At 61.4% G+C, this 16942-nt stretch carries 16 protein-coding genes; 9 read left to right on the top strand and 7 right to left on the bottom strand.

The window, feature by feature from the left end:
• Positions 1–81 precede the first annotated feature (81 nt).
• On the bottom strand, positions 82–915 hold the full coding sequence (locus ACZ5YV_RS09760; RefSeq protein ID WP_464787446.1) for an RcnB family protein: 834 nt from the start codon (positions 913–915) through the stop codon (positions 82–84).
• Between the two features lie 326 nt (positions 916–1241).
• Here ACZ5YV_RS09760 and ACZ5YV_RS09755 point away from each other — a divergent pair, with 326 nt between their 5' ends.
• The 3 genes from ACZ5YV_RS09755 (at position 1242) to ACZ5YV_RS09745 (ending at position 5169) form a co-directional block, all read left to right on the top strand.
• Entirely contained in the window at positions 1242–1727 is a 486-nt protein-coding gene (locus ACZ5YV_RS09755) for a biliverdin-producing heme oxygenase (RefSeq protein WP_464787445.1), read from the top strand.
• Complete coding sequence (locus ACZ5YV_RS09750; protein ID WP_464787444.1) at positions 1720–4290, top strand: HWE histidine kinase domain-containing protein; 2571 nt, start codon at positions 1720–1722, stop codon at positions 4288–4290. The genes ACZ5YV_RS09755 and ACZ5YV_RS09750 overlap by 8 nt, the downstream gene beginning before the upstream one ends.
• Before the next feature lie 69 nt (positions 4291–4359).
• Positions 4360–5169 carry a DODA-type extradiol aromatic ring-opening family dioxygenase gene (locus tag ACZ5YV_RS09745; protein ID WP_464787443.1) on the top strand — a complete coding sequence of 270 codons (810 nt, stop codon included), beginning with the start codon at positions 4360–4362 and terminating at the stop codon, positions 5167–5169.
• On the opposite strand, the gene ACZ5YV_RS09740 is transcribed toward ACZ5YV_RS09745, so the two are convergent.
• From ACZ5YV_RS09740 to ACZ5YV_RS09730, 3 genes are read right to left on the bottom strand one after another with little or no spacing between them, the layout of a single operon-like run.
• Positions 5166–5702, bottom strand: a complete 537-nt coding sequence (locus ACZ5YV_RS09740; RefSeq protein WP_464787442.1) for a (2Fe-2S)-binding protein — start codon at positions 5700–5702, stop codon at positions 5166–5168. The genes ACZ5YV_RS09745 and ACZ5YV_RS09740 overlap by 4 nt on opposite strands.
• On the bottom strand, positions 5699–6190 hold the full coding sequence (locus ACZ5YV_RS09735) for a DUF2721 domain-containing protein (RefSeq protein ID WP_464787441.1): 492 nt from the start codon (positions 6188–6190) through the stop codon (positions 5699–5701). The genes ACZ5YV_RS09740 and ACZ5YV_RS09735 overlap by 4 nt, the downstream gene beginning before the upstream one ends.
• Before the next feature lie 24 nt (positions 6191–6214).
• The gene (locus ACZ5YV_RS09730) at positions 6215–7423 is read right to left on the bottom strand and encodes an LL-diaminopimelate aminotransferase (protein WP_464787440.1); all 1209 of its coding nucleotides are present in this window, start codon (positions 7421–7423) and stop codon (positions 6215–6217) included.
• 141 nt (positions 7424–7564) lie between these two features.
• Between ACZ5YV_RS09730 and ACZ5YV_RS09725 the strand changes: the two genes are divergently transcribed.
• The 5 genes from ACZ5YV_RS09725 to ACZ5YV_RS09705 all read left to right on the top strand — a co-directional run bounded on the left by ACZ5YV_RS09725 (position 7565) and on the right by ACZ5YV_RS09705 (position 13179).
• Positions 7565–9307 carry a PHA/PHB synthase family protein gene (locus ACZ5YV_RS09725; protein WP_464789194.1) on the top strand — a complete coding sequence of 581 codons (1743 nt, stop codon included), beginning with the start codon at positions 7565–7567 and terminating at the stop codon, positions 9305–9307.
• 140 nt (positions 9308–9447) lie between these two features.
• Complete coding sequence (locus tag ACZ5YV_RS09720; protein WP_464787439.1) at positions 9448–10290, top strand: phasin family protein; 843 nt, start codon at positions 9448–9450, stop codon at positions 10288–10290.
• 146 nt (positions 10291–10436) lie between these two features.
• Positions 10437–10805, top strand: a complete 369-nt coding sequence (gene clpS, locus ACZ5YV_RS09715; protein WP_176502233.1) for an ATP-dependent Clp protease adapter ClpS — start codon at positions 10437–10439, stop codon at positions 10803–10805.
• A gap of 116 nt (positions 10806–10921) precedes the next feature.
• Positions 10922–12703, top strand: coding sequence for a sensor domain-containing diguanylate cyclase (locus ACZ5YV_RS09710; RefSeq protein ID WP_464787438.1), 1782 nt, complete (start codon positions 10922–10924; stop codon positions 12701–12703).
• Between the two features lie 98 nt (positions 12704–12801).
• Complete coding sequence (locus ACZ5YV_RS09705; RefSeq protein WP_464787437.1) at positions 12802–13179, top strand: MerC domain-containing protein; 378 nt, start codon at positions 12802–12804, stop codon at positions 13177–13179.
• Between the two features lie 71 nt (positions 13180–13250).
• Here the strand turns inward: ACZ5YV_RS09705 and glpX are convergent, their stop codons facing one another.
• Complete coding sequence (gene glpX, locus ACZ5YV_RS09700) at positions 13251–14234, bottom strand: class II fructose-bisphosphatase (protein ID WP_464787436.1); 984 nt, start codon at positions 14232–14234, stop codon at positions 13251–13253.
• 154 nt (positions 14235–14388) lie between these two features.
• On the opposite strand from glpX, the gene ACZ5YV_RS09695 reads away from it, so the two are divergent.
• Positions 14389–14601: a hypothetical protein gene (locus ACZ5YV_RS09695; RefSeq protein WP_464787435.1), complete on the top strand. Its 213-nt coding sequence runs from the start codon at positions 14389–14391 to the stop codon at positions 14599–14601.
• Positions 14602–14614: 13 nt separating this feature from the next.
• Here ACZ5YV_RS09695 and ACZ5YV_RS09690 read toward each other — a convergent pair whose 3' ends face one another.
• Both ACZ5YV_RS09690 and ACZ5YV_RS09685 read right to left on the bottom strand, forming a co-directional pair.
• Positions 14615–15919 (bottom strand): homoserine dehydrogenase, encoded by a 1305-nt coding sequence (locus ACZ5YV_RS09690; RefSeq protein WP_464787434.1) that lies wholly within the window; start codon positions 15917–15919, stop codon positions 14615–14617.
• A 96-nt stretch (positions 15920–16015) separates the two neighbouring features.
• Positions 16016–16855: a hypothetical protein gene (locus ACZ5YV_RS09685; protein ID WP_464787433.1), complete on the bottom strand. Its 840-nt coding sequence runs from the start codon at positions 16853–16855 to the stop codon at positions 16016–16018.
• Between the last annotated feature and the right edge of the window lie 87 nt (positions 16856–16942).

Genomic DNA, 16942 nt, shown 5'->3' with positions numbered 1-16942 from the left:
GTCGTCCCGCCGGTGCAAATGAAAAGGGCCTGACGCACATGGCGCCAAGCCCAGATGAAATCAGCGGATATGATCCTCCGCTTACCAGAAGAAGTCGTGGATCACGTCTACGACATAGCCGTCCCGGATATCGACCAGCAGGGCATCGTCATAATAGCGCACCCAACGCAGCGTGCCGTAGGCAGGCGGCAGGCGATAGGACCATGGATCATCGATCCAATAGTTGTTCGCGAACAGCAAGCTGTTCAGGAAGATGCCTGTCGAAAAGCTTCTATAGCCATAGCTCCATCCGCGCGGCGCATAATAACGGCCCATCCGGTAGCGGTCGCTATAGCGTGAGCGATAGCTGCGCCAGTCATAGCGGCGGTCCTGCCGCCAATCATTGTCCCAACGGCGCTGGCCGTTCCAGCGGGTGCGGTCGTCGAACCGGCGATTGCCCGCCAGACTGCCGCGCCAGTTGTTGCCGCTGTCGAGCCGCCCTTCCGGACGTCCATTCCGACGATCATCACGCCAGTCCTGACGGCGGTCGTCGCGATTGCCGCGCCACTCTGCCTGGTTGTTGTCCCGGCGGTCATCCCGCCACTGCGGACGATCGCCAACGGCCCGTTCCCTGACGCGCGCATCGTTGCGCCACGCATCGCGAGGAGCGACCGGGCGCGATTCCGCACCACGCGACTGGCGATCGGGTTGTGCCGGAGCGGCCTGTACCCGCGCGCGATCATTCACGCGTTCCTGCCACCGCTGCGTGGAAGCCTGATCACGTACGCGGACGTTTCCGCGATCGCCATCCTGCCCGCCGCCTCGGGATGCCCGGCCGTCGTTCCGCCCAGACTGCTCACCGCCGCGATCGCGCCATCCGTCCTGTCCGCGTTGCGCATAGGCAGGGGCCACGCCGCCCAAAACTGTCGCGGTCATCAGCCCCGCCAACATCATTTTCCTCAACATGGTCTTTTCTTTCCAAAAGGGGCGCCATGCCCCGCATGATTTCCCTTTTATGTCTGCCGCCATGTCGCGACGCTGAACTCGTTCGTCAGCGATTTGAAAGAATCTCACAGGGTAAAGATGGTCATTGGACTTGGCGTACACAAATCGATTATTTCGGTAGAAAATCGACCAACCGCCGCCGTCGGATTTAAAAGCTGATCTAGATCAGTGCGCGCCTTGGTGACAGCCTTTAGGAACGACGAGTGAAAAGAACGTCCAACGCCGGCCGAGTTCGACAGGCCTTAAGAAAAGCGACGATGGAAAACCATCAGCGGGTGGATGATCTTTTTTCCGGCTTTTCGTTGGATTCTCCTGCGGGATATGGTGCTTTTCTGAAGGCGCATGCACGCGCGCTGATGCCGCTGGAACAGTTGGCGATGCCCGATTCTCCGCGCTTGCCCCAGTTGATGGAAGACCTTGCATCATTGGGCGAAACGCTGCCGGAGCCACTGGAAACAACGCCGCATGCGGGCGAAGGGTTTCGATGGGGCGCGCTCTACGCCCTGGAAGGTTCGCGGCTGGGTGGCGCCATGCTGGAGCGGCGCGTGCCTGCCGGGTTGCCCAGGGCCTATCTCAAGTCTGTCCACGGCCAGGGAAGCTGGATCGCCTTTCAGCAAGCGCTGGACGAGGCGTCGGATGGCGGTGGCCAGGATTGGATCGACAACGCGATAGAGGGAGCGCAAGCCGCCTTCGCTCTGTTCGCGGCAGGTGCCGCGGCGGAACGGGTGAGCACTCATGGCTGAACGCGATGGACAGGAGATGGCTGACTTCGCCGTCGACATCAGCAATTGCGATCGCGAACCGATTCATGTGCCGGGCACCATACAGCCTTTCGGCTTTCTGGTTGCGCTGACCGCCGACTGGCTGGTTTCCCGCGTCTCGGCCAATTGTGAACAGTTCATCGGACTGACGCCTGAGCAGATGCTGGGCAAGCCGATCAGCGGTCTGTTCCGGGATGATGCCATTCATTCGCTGCGGAACCGGATCACGTTGCTGCGTGGCCCCGACGCGGTCGAGCGGATGTTCTCGCTGGTGCTGATCGATGGCGTTCAGCCCTTTGACATCGCCGTTCATTTTTCGGGCTCGTTGGTGGTGATCGAGGCTGAACCGGCTTTCGCGGACGAGATCGAGGCGACCAGCATGGTGCGCTCCATGGTCGCGCGGCTTGCTCAAACGGATAGCATGGCCGCCTTCCTGCGCGATGGGGCGAGGCAGGTGAGGGCCTTGACCGGATTCGACCGCGTCATGGTTTACCGCTTTGCCGACGGTGGCGACGGCGAAGTCGTGGCCGAAGCGCTGCGGCCCGGCATCGACAGCTTTTTCGGGTTGCATTACCCTGCTTCGGACATCCCGACGCAGGCCCGGGCGCTGTACCTGCGCAACATCTTCCGCGTCATCGCGGACGTTGGGGCAGAGCCGGTTCCGGTGATCCCAGTGCTTGATCCCACCGGCGCGGCGCTCGACATGTCGTTGTGCCTGCTGCGCGCGGTTTCGCCGATCCACATCGAATATCTCGGCAACATGGGCGTGGGGGCTTCGCTCTCCATCTCGATCATCGTCGAGGGGCGCTTGTGGGGCTTGTTCGCCTGTCACCATTATGGTCCGCGCCTGCCGACCTTCGCGCAGCGTAGCGCGGCTGAGCTGTTCGGGCAGATTTTCTCCATGATGCTTGAAAGCCGCGAGCGTGCGGAAACGGCGCATTATGAGGGGAAGGCGCGGCAAGTCGCCGACCGCCTCATGTCCGCCGTGGCCCAGGATCATGATCTGCTGTCCAACGCCCGTTGGCTGGGCGATGTCATTTTCGACACCGTGCCAGCGGATGGCGTCGGCGTGTATATTGACGGGGACGTGACGCTGGCCGGTTTGACGCCGGACAGGTCCGCCTTTGCGGCGATCGTCTCTATGCTCAATCGGACGGCGGCAAGCCAGGTGTTCGCGACCGACTGCCTCGGCCGGGTGATGCCGGAGGCGGAAGCCTATGCGGATCGCGCTGCGGGCCTGCTCGCCATTCCGCTGTCACGGCGACCGCGCGACTATGTCGTGCTGTTCCGCGCGGAGCAGATGCGTTCGGTGCGCTGGGCGGGCAATCAGGAAAAGCATATCGAATATGGCCCTAATGGGCCGCGCCTGACCCCGCGCAAGAGTTTCGAGGAATGGTCGCAACTGGTGAAGGGTACGTCGGTGCCTTTCACTCCGGCGGAATTGCGCGTCGCTGAGGCATTGCGGACGGCTCTGCTGGAAGTGGTTCTGCGCCTTTCCGATTCCGCCAACGAGGAACGGCAGAAGGCGCATGAAAAGCAGGAACTGCTGATTGCCGAGCTGAACCATCGGGTCCGCAACATATTGTCGCTGATCCGCGGGCTGCTGTCCCAGACGCGCGACAGTGCCCGTTCGGTGGACGAATTCATCGCCACGCTGGAAAGCCGTGTGCACGCACTGGCCCGCGCTCATGACCAGATTACAGCGGACCGCTGGGCACCGGCACGGTTGCAGGACCTGATCGAGGTCGAGGCCGGGGCCTATCTGGGCGAGCGGCGTGACCGGGTCAAACAGACCGGCCCCAACGTGTTGTTGACGCCGTCGGCCTTCACCGTGCTGGCACTGGTGATACATGAGCTTCTGACCAACGCCGCAAAATATGGCGCGCTGTCGGATGGCGGCACGGTTGCGATCGACTGGCGTGTCGATGCGGATGGCAGCCTGCTGCTCGACTGGAATGAAAGCGGCGGCCCGGCCGTCGTCGCCCCGACCCGCCGGGGTTTCGGGTCCACCGTCATCGAACGGTCGATCCCTTATGATCTGGATGGCAAGGCGGAGATTACTTACCGTCTTTCCGGGCTGGAGGCGCATTTCTGCATCCCGTCCCAGCATATCGTGACGGTCCTGCCCGATGTTACCGTTGGGGAAAGATCGAAGCCGGCGCCCGCGCCCGCTCCCGGCTTGCTCAAGGGGCGCAACGTCCTTCTGGTCGAGGATAATATGATCATCGCGATGGATGGTGAGGATGCGCTGCGCGATCTGGGCGCGGAAGTCGTCACGGCCGCCAGCGTCGGGCGAGCGCGTGAAGCCATCGATCTGCACGCCATCGATTTTGCCGTCCTGGATTTCAATCTGGGCAACGAAACGAGTCTCCCGATCGCCGACATGCTCGCGGAAAATGGCGTCAGCTTTTTGTTCGCGACGGGCTATGGCGATGGTCTTGATCTGCCCGAGCGGTTCAGCGGTATCACCCTGTTGAAGAAGCCCTATTCCGGCGCCACGCTGGCGCAGGCCATCGCTCCCATTATCGAGGTTAGCGAGGCTTAGGGGGCTGCGAAACGCACTGTTTCACCCCGCGCACTTGCATGGTCAGGGGCGGCGGGCGATCTAACGGTTATGAAACAGCCCAGCCTTTATATCCCGCACGGTGGCGGTCCTTGCTTCTTCATGGACCCCGCAGATCCCGATCGTCCCTATAGCGACCCCATGTGGCAGACGATGCAGGATTATCTGACGCAACTGGTCGAGAGCCTGCCCGAACGACCGCGCGCGATGTTGATCGTGTCGGCGCATTGGGAGGAGCCGGTCCTTACCGTGCACAACGGGGATCGTCCGGACCTTCTGTTCGACTATTATAATTTCCCGCCGCACACTTATTCGCTGAAATGGGATGCACCGGGAGCGCCCGCCGTCGCCGGCCGCGCCGCCCAACTGCTGCGCGAAGCTGGCTTCCCCGTCGCGGAAGAGCATGAACGCGGCTGGGACCACGGTGTCTTCATTCCGATGAAGGTCGCGCGGCCGCAGGCCGACATTCCCGTCGTTCAACTGTCGCTGAGAAAAGACCTCGACCCACAGGCGCATATCGCGGCGGGCCGAGCGCTTGAACCATTGCGGGATGAAGGGGTCGTGATCATCGGGTCGGGGATGAGTTTCCACAATATGCGCGTTCACGATTCGCAGGCGCGAACACCGTCGCTATTGTGGCATGAGGCTTTGACTGACGCGGTGACGGACCCGGACCCGCAGCGGCGATCGGCACGTATTGCCGCGTGGGAGACTCTGCCGGAGGCGCGCTTCGCCCATCCTCGTGAAGAGCATCTGCTGCCGCTGATGGTGGCGCTGGGCGCCGGCGGCGATGATGTCGCGCAGGTTGACTATGACGACGCCGTGCGCGGGTGGCCGGTATCGGCCTATCGATTCGGCTAGGGGCGGCGGAGTGCCGGAACGGCGCGGGCAGCCTCTTCGGGCGACACGCCGGGGGGTGGGGCTGCCTCAACCTGTTCCTCGCCGCGCATCACTTTCCCGGCGCGCTTGATGGCGCCACGCAGGCGGGGGTAGATGCCGCAACGGCATATGTTGGTGATGGCCGCGTCGATATCTTCATCACTCGGATCGTTGTTGCGCTTCAGCAGAACCGATGCCGCCATAAGGACGCCGGGGATGCAATAGCCGCACTGCGACACATTGTCGGCCGCAAAGACCTGTTGCAGCGGGTGACCGCGATCGGGGGAAAGCGCCTCTATGGTGGTGACGAAGCGTCCTTCGGTATCCCTAATGCTGACCTGGCATGAGCGCACCGCCTGCCCGTCGATATCGACCGTGCACGCGCCGCAATCACCCGTCCCACAACCATATTTAGTGCCTGTCAGGTTGGATGCGTCGCGCAGCGCCCAGAGGAGTGGCGTGTCGGGGTCCATCCGATATTGGACCGGGCGGTCGTTGACCGTGAATTTGGTCATGCCTCCTCTTCCCCCTCTGCCTGGTGATAGAGGACTTCGTTGCGGATGCGGATGGTGCGCGATGCCAGGCGGATTTCCTGAATGAACGTCGCAAAACCGCCCGCCTGAAGCAACATCGCCAGACTGAACAGGATGGCAATGAGTGTGCCAAGGTGCGCGCCGAACAGGTTGCCCGCAAATAGCAGGATGACGACCAGGCAAACCGCGCATGCGGAGGCCACCGAAAGGAAGATCGCGACATTGACCACGTTCATACGCCGGTCCAGCACGCGGATCTCGCCCACCATGCGGTCATGTTCCTTGCCGCGCGACGTCAGTATTTTTCCTTCGATCAGCCTGGCGCGGTCGATAATCCGGGCAAGGCGCCCCGCACAGACGCTGAGGAAGGCGCCGATGCCCGCGAGCAGGAACACCGGCGCCAAAGCAAGCTGGATCGTCTGCGCGACCTGCGAAACCTGGGGCAGGGGGATGGTCGAGTGGAGTGCCACGCCTCTAACCCGGCGCCGCTTCCGTCAGGCCGCGCCCTTGGCGGGCGTGTTGATGCCCATGGACTTCAGATATTGCTTGATGTTGCGCGCCGCCTGCCGCAGCCGCTGTTCATTTTCCACCATGGCGATGCGGACGAAACCCTCGCCATCCTCGCCATAACCGACGCCGGGGGCTACCGCGACCTTGGCATGGGTGAGCAGCTGCTTGGAAAATTCCAGGCTGCCCATGTCCTTGAGCGCGGGGGGCAGTGGAGCCCAGGCGAACATCGACGCCTTGGGCGCCGGGATTTCCCAGCCAGCGCGGCCAAACGCCTCGACCATTACATCGCGACGCTTGTGATAGAGTTCGCGATTCTTCTGGACGATGTCCTGCGGCCCGTTCAGCGCCGCGCAGGCCGCGGCCTGGATCGGCGTGAATGCGCCATAATCGAGATAGGACTTCACCCGCTTGAGCGCCGCGATCAGTTTGCGGTTGCCGACCGCAAAGCCGATGCGCCAGCCCGCCATGGAATAGGTCTTGCTGAGCGAGGTGAATTCTACCGCGACATCCTTGGCTCCCGGAACCTGCAGGATGGAAGGCGTCGGGTTGCCGTCATAATATAGCTCGGAATAAGCAAGGTCGGACAGGACCCAGACTTTATTCTCCTTCGCCCAGGCGACCAGCCGCTCGTAAAAGGCAAGATCGACCGTTTCGGCGGTAGGATTGCTGGGATAGCCGACGACCAGAATAGAGGGACGCGGCACGGTGAAGGCCATCGCGCGTTCCAGTGACTTCCAGTAATTTTCGTCCGGCGTCGTCGGGACCGAGCGAATGGTCGCGCCCGCGATGATGAAGCCGAACATATGAATCGGATAGCTGGGGTTGGGCGCCAGAACGACGTCGCCGGGCGCGGTGATCGCGGTCGCGAGGCTAGCAAGCCCTTCCTTCGACCCCATGGTCACGACGACCTCGGTCTCGGGATCGAGGTCTACGCCGAAGCGGCGGCCATAATAATTGGCCTGCGCCTTGCGCAGTCCGGGAATGCCCATCGACTGGGAATAGCCATGAGCGCTCGGCTTTTGCGCGACTTCGCACAGCTTGGCGATGACATGGTCGGGTGGCGGCAAATCAGGATTGCCCATGCCCAAGTCGATAATGTCCTCGCCCGCGGCTCGCGCGGCGGCCCGCATCGCGTTGACTTCAGCGATGACATAGGGTGGCAGGCGCTTCATGCGGTAAAATTCTTCGGACATTATAGGGCTTTCCTGAAAGGTCTCCATGGGGAATAGTGCTGCACGCACTTTCGCGCGATGCGCTCTGGCTATAGCCCGCCAGATTGGCTCACGCCAGCGAAAGCGGCGGACATAAAGGATGCCAGGAGGAGGAAGGTGGCCATGGAAGCGCAGAACCTCAACGAGCCTCATTTGCCGACACTGGAACAGATGCAGCAGTGGACCGAAGTCGTCGGCCGGGCGCAGCAGCTCATCCTGGAGCAGGCAGCCGGTGCGACTGGCAGTGCGATGCCGTTCGATCCAGATGCGGTGGCGCGCATTCAGACAGGCTTTGCCAATGAAGGTCTGGCCCTGTGGCAGCGATTTCTTGACGCGGGCGGCATGCTTCGCGACCAGCCAGACGCTCCGCCTTCCGAAAGCCCTGCAGCGCGCAAGGATCGCCGCTTCGCTGACCCCGCCTGGACCAAGCATCCCTTCTACGACCTGATCCGGCAAAGCTATCTGCTGATGTCGGACTATCTGCTGAAATTGACGGACGCGGTGGATGGGGTCGATCCCAAGCAAAAGGCAAAGCTGCGTTTCGCCACCAGCGGCATGCTGGACGCGGTGGCGCCCAGCAACTTTCCGCTGACCAACCCCCTCGTCATGGAAAAGACCCTGCAAAGCGGGGGCGAAAATCTGGTCAAGGGCCTCCAGCACATGCTGGCGGACATGGAAAAAGGTCAGCTGACCCAGACGGACGGCGCGGTCTTTGAGCTTGGCCGGAACATCGCGACCACCCCCGGCAAGGTGATCAAGGAAACGCCGCTTTACCAGCTGATCCACTATGCGCCGACCACGGACAAGGTGCTGGAAACGCCACTTGTCATCTTCCCGGCATGGATCAACCGCTTCTACATACTCGACCTGTCACCGGAAAAAAGCTTCGTCAAATGGGCAACCGACCAGGGGATCAGCGTCTTCCTGCTGTCCTGGAAATCGGCCGACGCGTCGATGAAGGACCTGCTGTGGGACGATTATATCGTCCGGGGTCAGATCGATGCGATCGACACCGTGCGCGAACTGCTCGGCGTGCCGAGCGTCCATACGATCGGCTATTGCGTGGCTGGCACCACCCTCGCCGCGACCCTGGCCTATCTTGCTGAACGTGGCGAAGCGGACAAGGTGGCGAGCGCGACCTTCTTCACGGCGCAGGTGGACTTCAGCGAGGCAGGCGATCTTGGCCTGTTCGTCGATGATGAGCAGATGAAACTGGTTGACCAGCTTTCGAGCGGGGGCTTCCTGGATGGGCGATATATGGCCGCGACGTTCAACCTGCTGCGTGGCCGCGACCTCATCTGGAACTATGTGGTCAATAATTACCTGCTCGGGCAGGATTATCCGCCCTTCGACCTGCTATATTGGAATGGCGACACCACCAATCTTCCCGCGTGCTGGCACAAAAATTACCTGACGCAGCTTTATCGCGACAACAAGTTGGTGGTGCCGGGGGCGCTGACCATCGACGGAACGCCGCTTGATCTGAGCAAGGTCAAAACGCCCGCCTATGTTCAGGCTGGACGGGAAGATCATATCGCCCCTCCCGAAAGCGTGTGGAAGATCACATCCCACTTCGCCGGGCCGATCCGGTTCCTGCTGGCTGGATCGGGCCACATCGCGGGCGTGGTCAATCCGCCGGCGGCGGGGAAGTATCAATATTGGTCCTGCGATGAACTGCCTGCCAGCCTGCCCGACTTTGTGGCGAACGCGAAGGAGACGAAGGGAAGCTGGTGGCCGGACTGGATCGAATGGATTCGCTCTCATGGTGATTCGATGGTCTCTGCCAAAACCGGTGGGCGGATGCCTGGCGCCGGTTCCCTGAAGGCCATAGAGGATGCGCCCGGCCGCTATGTGAGAGAGCGCTAAGCCTTACAAAATACACTGATTTTAGACAGGTAAAACAAGGACCGATTTCTCCGCCAATCTTGTTTTGCTGCACTGCACAAAAATTCTTGCGTTTGCGCTTTGAATTATATATTGTGCACTGCAGCAACGGAGAACCTTTTATGCCAGTGACTCCTAAGCCTGCTCGCCGGAAGGCAGCGGTCAAGACGCCCGGCTCGACATTGTCGGCGGCCGAAGCATTGAAGGCTGCGGAAGAAGCGGTGAGCGTCAGCCCGAAGGCTGCGCCAGCGCGGAAGGCCGTGGCGGTCAAGAAGGCTGCGGTTAAAGCCGCAAAGCCTGATCCGGTCGCGATTGTCGCCGCCACCACGGCGGTCGATGCAGCGCCCGAACCGGCTGCTCCGCCAGCAATTGAACCTGCCCCTCATGCACCAGCGCCGCTGGTCGAAGAGGTAGCCATCGAAGTCGAAGAAACCAAGAGCCTTTCGTCCGAGGCCGGGCCGGTAGAGCCCACCATGCTGCCTGCCACAGAAGGAACCAAGATGATGAACGACGTGATCGAAACCGGAAAGAAGTTCGCTGAAGAGACCAAGGCCAAGTTTGAGACGGCCTATGCCGGTCTGAACGAGAAGGCCAAGGCTGGCGTCGAAAAGTCGACCAAGGCCATCGAAGAGCTGAGCGACATCGCCAAGGGCAATGTCGAAGCGCTGGTCGAATCGGGCAAGATCGCTGCCAAGGGCATTGAAACCCTGGGCCAGGAAGCTGTCGATTACAGCCGCAAGAACTTCGAGAAGGCGACTGCCTCGCTCAAGAGCTTCTCGACGGTCAAGACGCCGACGGAATTCTTCCAGCTGCAGAGCCAGCTTTTCTCGAGCAGCTTTGACGAGCTGACCAAGGAAGCCGCGAAGAGCAGCGAAGCGCTGATCAAGCTGGCTGGCGAAGTCGCCCAGCCGCTGACCGCACGCGTTACCGTTGTCACGGACAAGGTAAAGTCGCTCGCCGCCTGATCGTCGGTTAAAAGACTTGAAAGAATGAGGCGGCTCTCATCCATGGGGTGGGAGCCGCTATTCTTGGTTGCCGCCCTCCCTTGCGCGATGACCCGCAATCTGCGCCCCTTGCCTTAAGAGCTGGAATCGCCATATCCTCCCCCGTCATGAGCAGCATCAGCACATATCGGGAGAAGATGGCGGGCCGGGACCAGGATGATCAGGGTGAAGGCCCTGGCGGTCCCAATGTCGGCATCGCGACGCGCACCCGCGCCCGCACCAAGAAGCCGTCTCTCTACAAGGTATTGATGCTGAACGACGACTACACGCCGATGGAATTCGTCGTGCATGTCCTTCAGCAGTTTTTCCGCATGGACATGGAAGAGGCCACCCGCGTGATGCTCCACGTGCACCAACGCGGCGTCGGCGTTTGCGGCATTTTCAGCTATGAAGTGGCGGAGACGAAGGTGAACCAGGTGATGGACTTCGCCCGGCAGAACCAGCATCCGCTTCAATGTACGCTGGAAAAGGCCTGAACTGCCGAAAGCAAGCCTGCCCAAATTGTAAGATGATGAAAGCCATGCTTTTGTCGTCGTCCGGCGCCCCTCATGGTTATTATATATTAAGGATGGTTGCTTAGGCAGAGGGCGTCATGCCTGCCATTCTCCGTTCTCCTTCTTCCAGACTGACGCCGCTGGTTGCTGGCATTGCCTATTTCATGATGGCGACGCTGGCGATGCTATGCTCGCGGTTCGAAGGGGGGCTCGCTTTTGTATGGGCCGCCAACGCGTTGCTGATGGCGGAATTGCAGACATCGGAAACCAGCTATTGGCCGCGCGTAATCGTGGCTTGCGGTATTGCCAGCATCATATCGACGACGCTGTTTGGTATGGGGCCTTGGGCGGCGCTGCCCATGGCGTTCATCAACATCGCTGAGTCGCTGATCGTCGCGATCCTGTGCCGTCGGTTCATTCCCGTCCACCTGAGTGACGGATCGAAGCGCTCCCTCCTCGTATTCATCCTCGCACTTTGTGTCCCTGCGAATATCATCGCGGCCACCGGTGCGGCGCTTGTCGCCTCGACCCTTACGCCCGTGTCCTTCGGCCCTTCATGGCTGCAATGGTATAGCGGCCATGTGCTGGGCGGCCTGGTCTGCACGCCAATCCTGACGATGCTGTTGCAGGGGCAGGTTGGCGCATGGCTTCGAGAGACGTCCGGTAGGCAGAAGCTGGAGGCTTTGGTGCTTCTGGCCATTTTTGCGGCCGTGATCGTCCACCTATTCTATTTCGCTCGATATCCGATGCTGTTCCTGCTGCTGTTGCCGCTGGTCGCGATCGCCTTTCGCATCGGTTCATTGGGAACGGCCGCCGCCATTGTGCTGCTCGCCCTGATCGGCGGGACGGCGACGATGACGGGCCATGGGCCGGTGAACATGGTGGCCAGTAGCGTGGGTGAACGCACCCAGTTGTTCCAGTTCTTCCTCGCCTCCTGTTTTCTTCTGTCCATGCCAGTTGCAGCCGAACTGAACGGGCGGCGCCGCCTGTTCCAGATGCTGCAGGCGAGCGAGGCTCGATATCGGGCCATAACCGAACATAGTGGCGACCTGGTGTTGAACGTCAGCGTTGATGGCATCATCCAATATGCTTCGCCTTCAGCGGCCGAGCAGATCGGCTGCGCGCCCGCGGTGCTGATCGGCCGCTCGACGGACATCATGGTTGATCCCAAGGATCGCGGGGAGGTTCGCGTGGCTCATCAGCGCGCTCTGGCACGGCCGGGCGACGTGCAGACAGTAGAGTTCCGCCCGGCAGCTTTCACCGATGGGGTGGATTGGTGCGAGATGGTCACGCGTGCCGTGCTGGATGAACAGGGCCTTCCTATCGGAGTGATCAGCACGATCAGAGATATGTCGCGGCACAAGGCGCGGCAGAGGGCGTTGCAGCGCGTCGCGGCCGTGGATACGCTGACCGGTGCCGACAGCCGCTGGGCCTTCGTCGAAAAGCTCGATCAGGAAATCAAGCGGGTGGCGCGAGGGGCAAATGCCTGTCTGCTGATGATCGACATAGATCATTTCAAATCGGTCAATGATCGCTACGGCCACGGGGTAGGGGACAAGGTGCTCTCCAGCTTCGTCGAGCGCCTGCGTCCGGGCTTGCGCGGCGGGGACAGTATCGGAAGGCTTGGCGGAGAGGAGTTTGCGATCCTTCTGACAGGCACCGATATCCAGCGCGCGAGCATGGTGTGCGAACGATTACGGAACATGGTGTCCGCGCAGCGCATCAGCGCCGTCGGCAGCGAATCGATCGCCATTACCTTCAGCGCGGGACTTGTCGAACTTGACGGGCTGGCGAGCAGGGCGGATCTGCTCGACGCGGCGGACAAGGCGCTTTACCGCGCCAAGAATAGCGGGCGTAACTGCTTGCGGCTCGCCGCCTGAACCGGTTGTCGGCTTCGAGAAAATGCATCGTTGATCCGAGCGAATATGTCAGATGATATGTTGTAACTTCATCTGCTCTGGCCTATGTAGTGGCCACCATGTCCACCAGCATCCGCTCTCGCCTATCAAACGGCCGCATTGATCGCATCGCGATTGCGTTGTCGGGCATGTGCGTCGCGCATTGCATCGGCACGGCGGTCCTGCTTGGCGTCCTTGCGTCGGCGGGCGGGATTTTTGAGAATCCTCTCTTCCATGAAGTTGGGCTCGTGCTCGCTATCCTGCTGGGGGCGGTGGCGCTGGGGCAGGGGGCCATGGAACATGGCTTCATGATGCCAGCGGCCGTCGGCTCGCTGGGTCTGGGCATCATGGCGGGTGCCATGACCCTGGACCATGGATGGCAGGAAAGCGCTTACACCTTGTTTGGCGTGGTGACGCTGGCCCTGGGGCATGATCTCAATCACCGGGCTGGACGATAGGGCGGCCTGACCGGAGCGCATAGAAAAGGGGGCTTGTCGCCCCCTTTTTTCGTTATCGGCTTATATTCTGGTCAGGAATGCTTCCGGTCCAGATGGTGATCGCCCTTCACCCAGCGAACCGTTCCGGTGCTGGCACGCATCACGACGCTGTCCGTGGTCAGCTTGCCGCCGGGCAGCCGCTTGACGCCTGCTAGCAGGGAGCCGTCGGTGACGCCAGTCGCCGCGAAGATGCAGTCACCCTTGGCCAACTCCTTAAGGTCATAAACCTTGTCGAGATCGGTGATGCCCCACTTGAACGCGCGCGCGCGTTCATCGTCATTGCGGAACAGCAGCTTGCCCTTGAACTGACCGCCGACGCAGCGCAGTGCCGCGCACGCCAGCACGCCTTCTGGCGCGCCGCCCGAACCCATATAGATATCGATATTCGTTTCCGGATTGGTGGTCGCGATCACACCGGCGACGTCGCCGTCAGGGATCAGCATGATGCCGCATCCGATTGCGCGCAGTTCAGCGATCAGCTTTTCATGCCGGGGACGGTCGAGAACGCAGACGATGATCTCATGGGGATGAACGCCCTTTGCCTTCGCGACGGCTTCGACATTCTCTTTCACCGGCCGGTTGAGGTCGATGGTGCCATCGGGATAGCCCGGACCCACGGCCAGCTTTTCCATGTAAACGTCGGGGGCGTTCAGCAAGCCGCCCTCTTCCGAAATGGCGAGAACCGCGAGTGCGTTGGGACCGGCCTTGGCCGTGATCGTCGTCCCTTCCAGCGGATCGAGAGCGATGTCGATCTTCGGGCCTGATCCGATCGCGTTGCCGACCTTCTCACCGATGTAGAGCATCGGGGCTTCGTCGCGTTCGCCTTCGCCGATGACGACGGTGCCGTCCATATAGAGGTCGTTGAATGCCATGCGCATCGCTTCGACAGCGGCAGCGTCAGCCGCCTTTTCGTCGCCGCGTCCAATCAGCTTCGAGGCGGCGATGGCGGCCGCTTCGGTGACACGCACCATCTCAAGCACCAGGACACGATCGAGAACTGAGCTAGCCTGCACCATGATAATCCCTCTGCTGTCTCTTTGTGATCAGCGCGATAGGAGGTCATCCCCGCCTTGTCGAGCCATCCACCCCGCCTCAGCCTGCTTTTCGCGGCGCCAATGCAACGGAAGGTCGTCTGTGGCGCTAAAACGCCAACAATGACAAGGGGGCGAAATGATGATCGCCGCGCTGATTGCTGCTTCGAGCCGCCTGCCGTTGGAAGGCAGCGCAACACGCGCGGACAACAAGATGAGCGCCTATCATTTCGACGCGCGGCCTTGTCGGATAATCGGAAACATGGGTTGCCCCAAGCAAGCCCGTCTGCGCCTGTTCAAACTTGGCGAACCTTTGCGCGAGACATTGATGCGCAGCTTCGCGTCCCGTTAAACGGCAGCCCTTTTCAGTCGAGAATATGCATGACCATCGGGGCCTGGAGCAGGCTGTCCGATCCCGCGAGCCGCCGAAGCGTATCGAGGACGCAGCGCTCTTCCCCCGCATGGGTGACGATCGCCATCAGCACGCTGTCATCATGGCTTGCGCCGCGCTGAATCATGCTTTCAATCGACACACCGGCGTCGCGCGTCGCAGCGGCGATCTCGGCAAGGACGCCGGGACGGTCCTGTACCTTGAAGCGCAGATAGCTACGGCCGATCCGCGCGCCTGCGTCCGCAGCCGGTTGCTGTGCCAATGCCGCGACCGGCATCGCAAGGGCATCGCCATATTCATCGCGCGCGACATCGATCAGATCTGCGACCACGGCCGATGCTGTAGGACCATCGCCTGCCCCCCGGCCCTGGAAGAAGAGGCGGCCGACGAAATTGCCTTCGGCCACAACGGCGTTGAGTGAGCCATCGACGTGAGCGAGCGGATGGTCGAGGGGGACGAGCATGGGATGAACGCGCTGGAACAACCCACCCGGCCCATTTTCGGCCATCCCGACCAGGCGAATGCGATAACCCATAGCCGCCGCTTCGGCGATGTCGGCGGCGATGACGTGGCGGATGCCCGTTACCGCGACGCTGCCAAAGTCCAGTTCCGTGCCGAAAGAGAGGCTTGCGAGGATTGTCAGCTTGTGCGCGGCATCGACACCGTCGATGTCGAAGCTCGGGTCCGCTTCGGCATAGCCCAGTTCCTGCGCTTCCTTGAGCACATCGTCGAAACCGCGCCCTTCCTTCTCCATCGTGGTCAGGATGTAGTTGCAGGTGCCATTGAGGATGCCATAAACCCGGCTGATCTCATTGGCCGCAGCGCCTTCGCGCAGGCCCTTGATGACCGGAATGCCCCCGGCAACGGCCGCTTCGTATTTGAGGGCGATGCCGGCTTTCTCCGCCAGCGTGGCGAGGTCAAGGCCGTGATGGGCCAGCATGGCCTTGTTGGCCGTGACGAACGGCTTACCCGCCGAAAGGCACTGCCGGGCGAGGGTGAGCGCTGGGCCGTCGGCGCCCCCGATCAGTTCCACCACGACATCTATATCGTCGCGGCCGGGCAGGGTGGTCATGTCGTCCACCCATTCATAGGGCGACAGGTCCACGCCCCGGTCCTTGTTGCGGTCACGCGCGGAAATGGCGACGATCTGAATCGGACAGCCTGCGCGCCGTGCGATCAGGTCCGCATTTGTCTGCAACAGCCGGATCACGCCACCGCCCACCGTGCCAAGGCCGACAAGCGCGACGCGCAGCGGGGCATGGCGGTGAAGATTGGTCATGATAGTGGCTGTCCTCAGGCTGATATTATGCCGCGCTGATAGCCGCCAACGCGCCGCTGTCCAAGAAAAAGGACAAGGACGGCGCGTTCGACGGCCTCAACGCGCGGAACGGGTGCGGCCGCAATTCCCGAGTGACTGGATGACAAAGGCATAATCGATCCGAGCCGCCTCCGCATCGACAGGAGCGAGCGCGCGAACCGAGGAGGCCGGCAGGGTGGGTGGCAAGCTGCAAGCCAGACGATACCAGAGAAGGCTCCCCGGCGCAGGCGGCCGCGCCGCTTCATCGACGATTTCGCCCAAGGCAACGGCCCATTTCGGTTGCTGCCCTGGGCGGCGCAGGATGGAAAGGGATACCGGATCCCCCGTGGCCGTTCGCAGGAAAATCTGTGTCTCGCCTTCACCCGCGACCGTGCCTGCCACGTGGAAGGCGTCGCCAGGTCCGATGATGCGAGGCGGTGCGCTGGAAGCTACCAGTTCAGACAGAATGGCCTTCACCTGCTCGACCGCCGCAGTCGTGGCAGGAATTTGCGCGTCGCCCGCCACCAACTGGATTTCTCCCGGCCGTCCTCCTGGACGAGCAAACAGGATGACCTGCGTTTTCTTCAGCTTGGGAAGCTTTCCGCGAGCATTCAATGGCGCATCATAAAGATAGCGGACGCGTGGACTGATTCCCCCTTCACCGCGAATCAGTGACGTGACTTCGGCCTCCACAAAGACCCGTTTTTGACCGGTAGGCACATTTTGGACCGTTTTTTCGGGTAGTGCAATTATGCTGTTGATGCGTGTCACGGCTACCAGCGGAGCCGCGTCTGCTAAATCCGCGAGATCGGCATAGGAAAGGGTGGCGGACTTTGTGCCATCACTCGTCTGGGCCGCTGAAACTAGCGGAGATGCGGCGAAAATGAGGCATGTTGCGGCAGCGGTTCTGAAGGTCATGGAGGATTTTCTTTGCATGTTCGTCCTGCCTAAAGTCATCCGTGACAATGTTGTCACAGGCAAGTCATTCTGTATTAAAATCCTAAT

The organism is Sphingobium sp. TomTYG46, assembly GCF_055396345.1.
The sequence above is the reverse complement of the archived record's forward strand: the minus strand, read 5'-3'. Positions and strand labels throughout refer to the sequence as shown.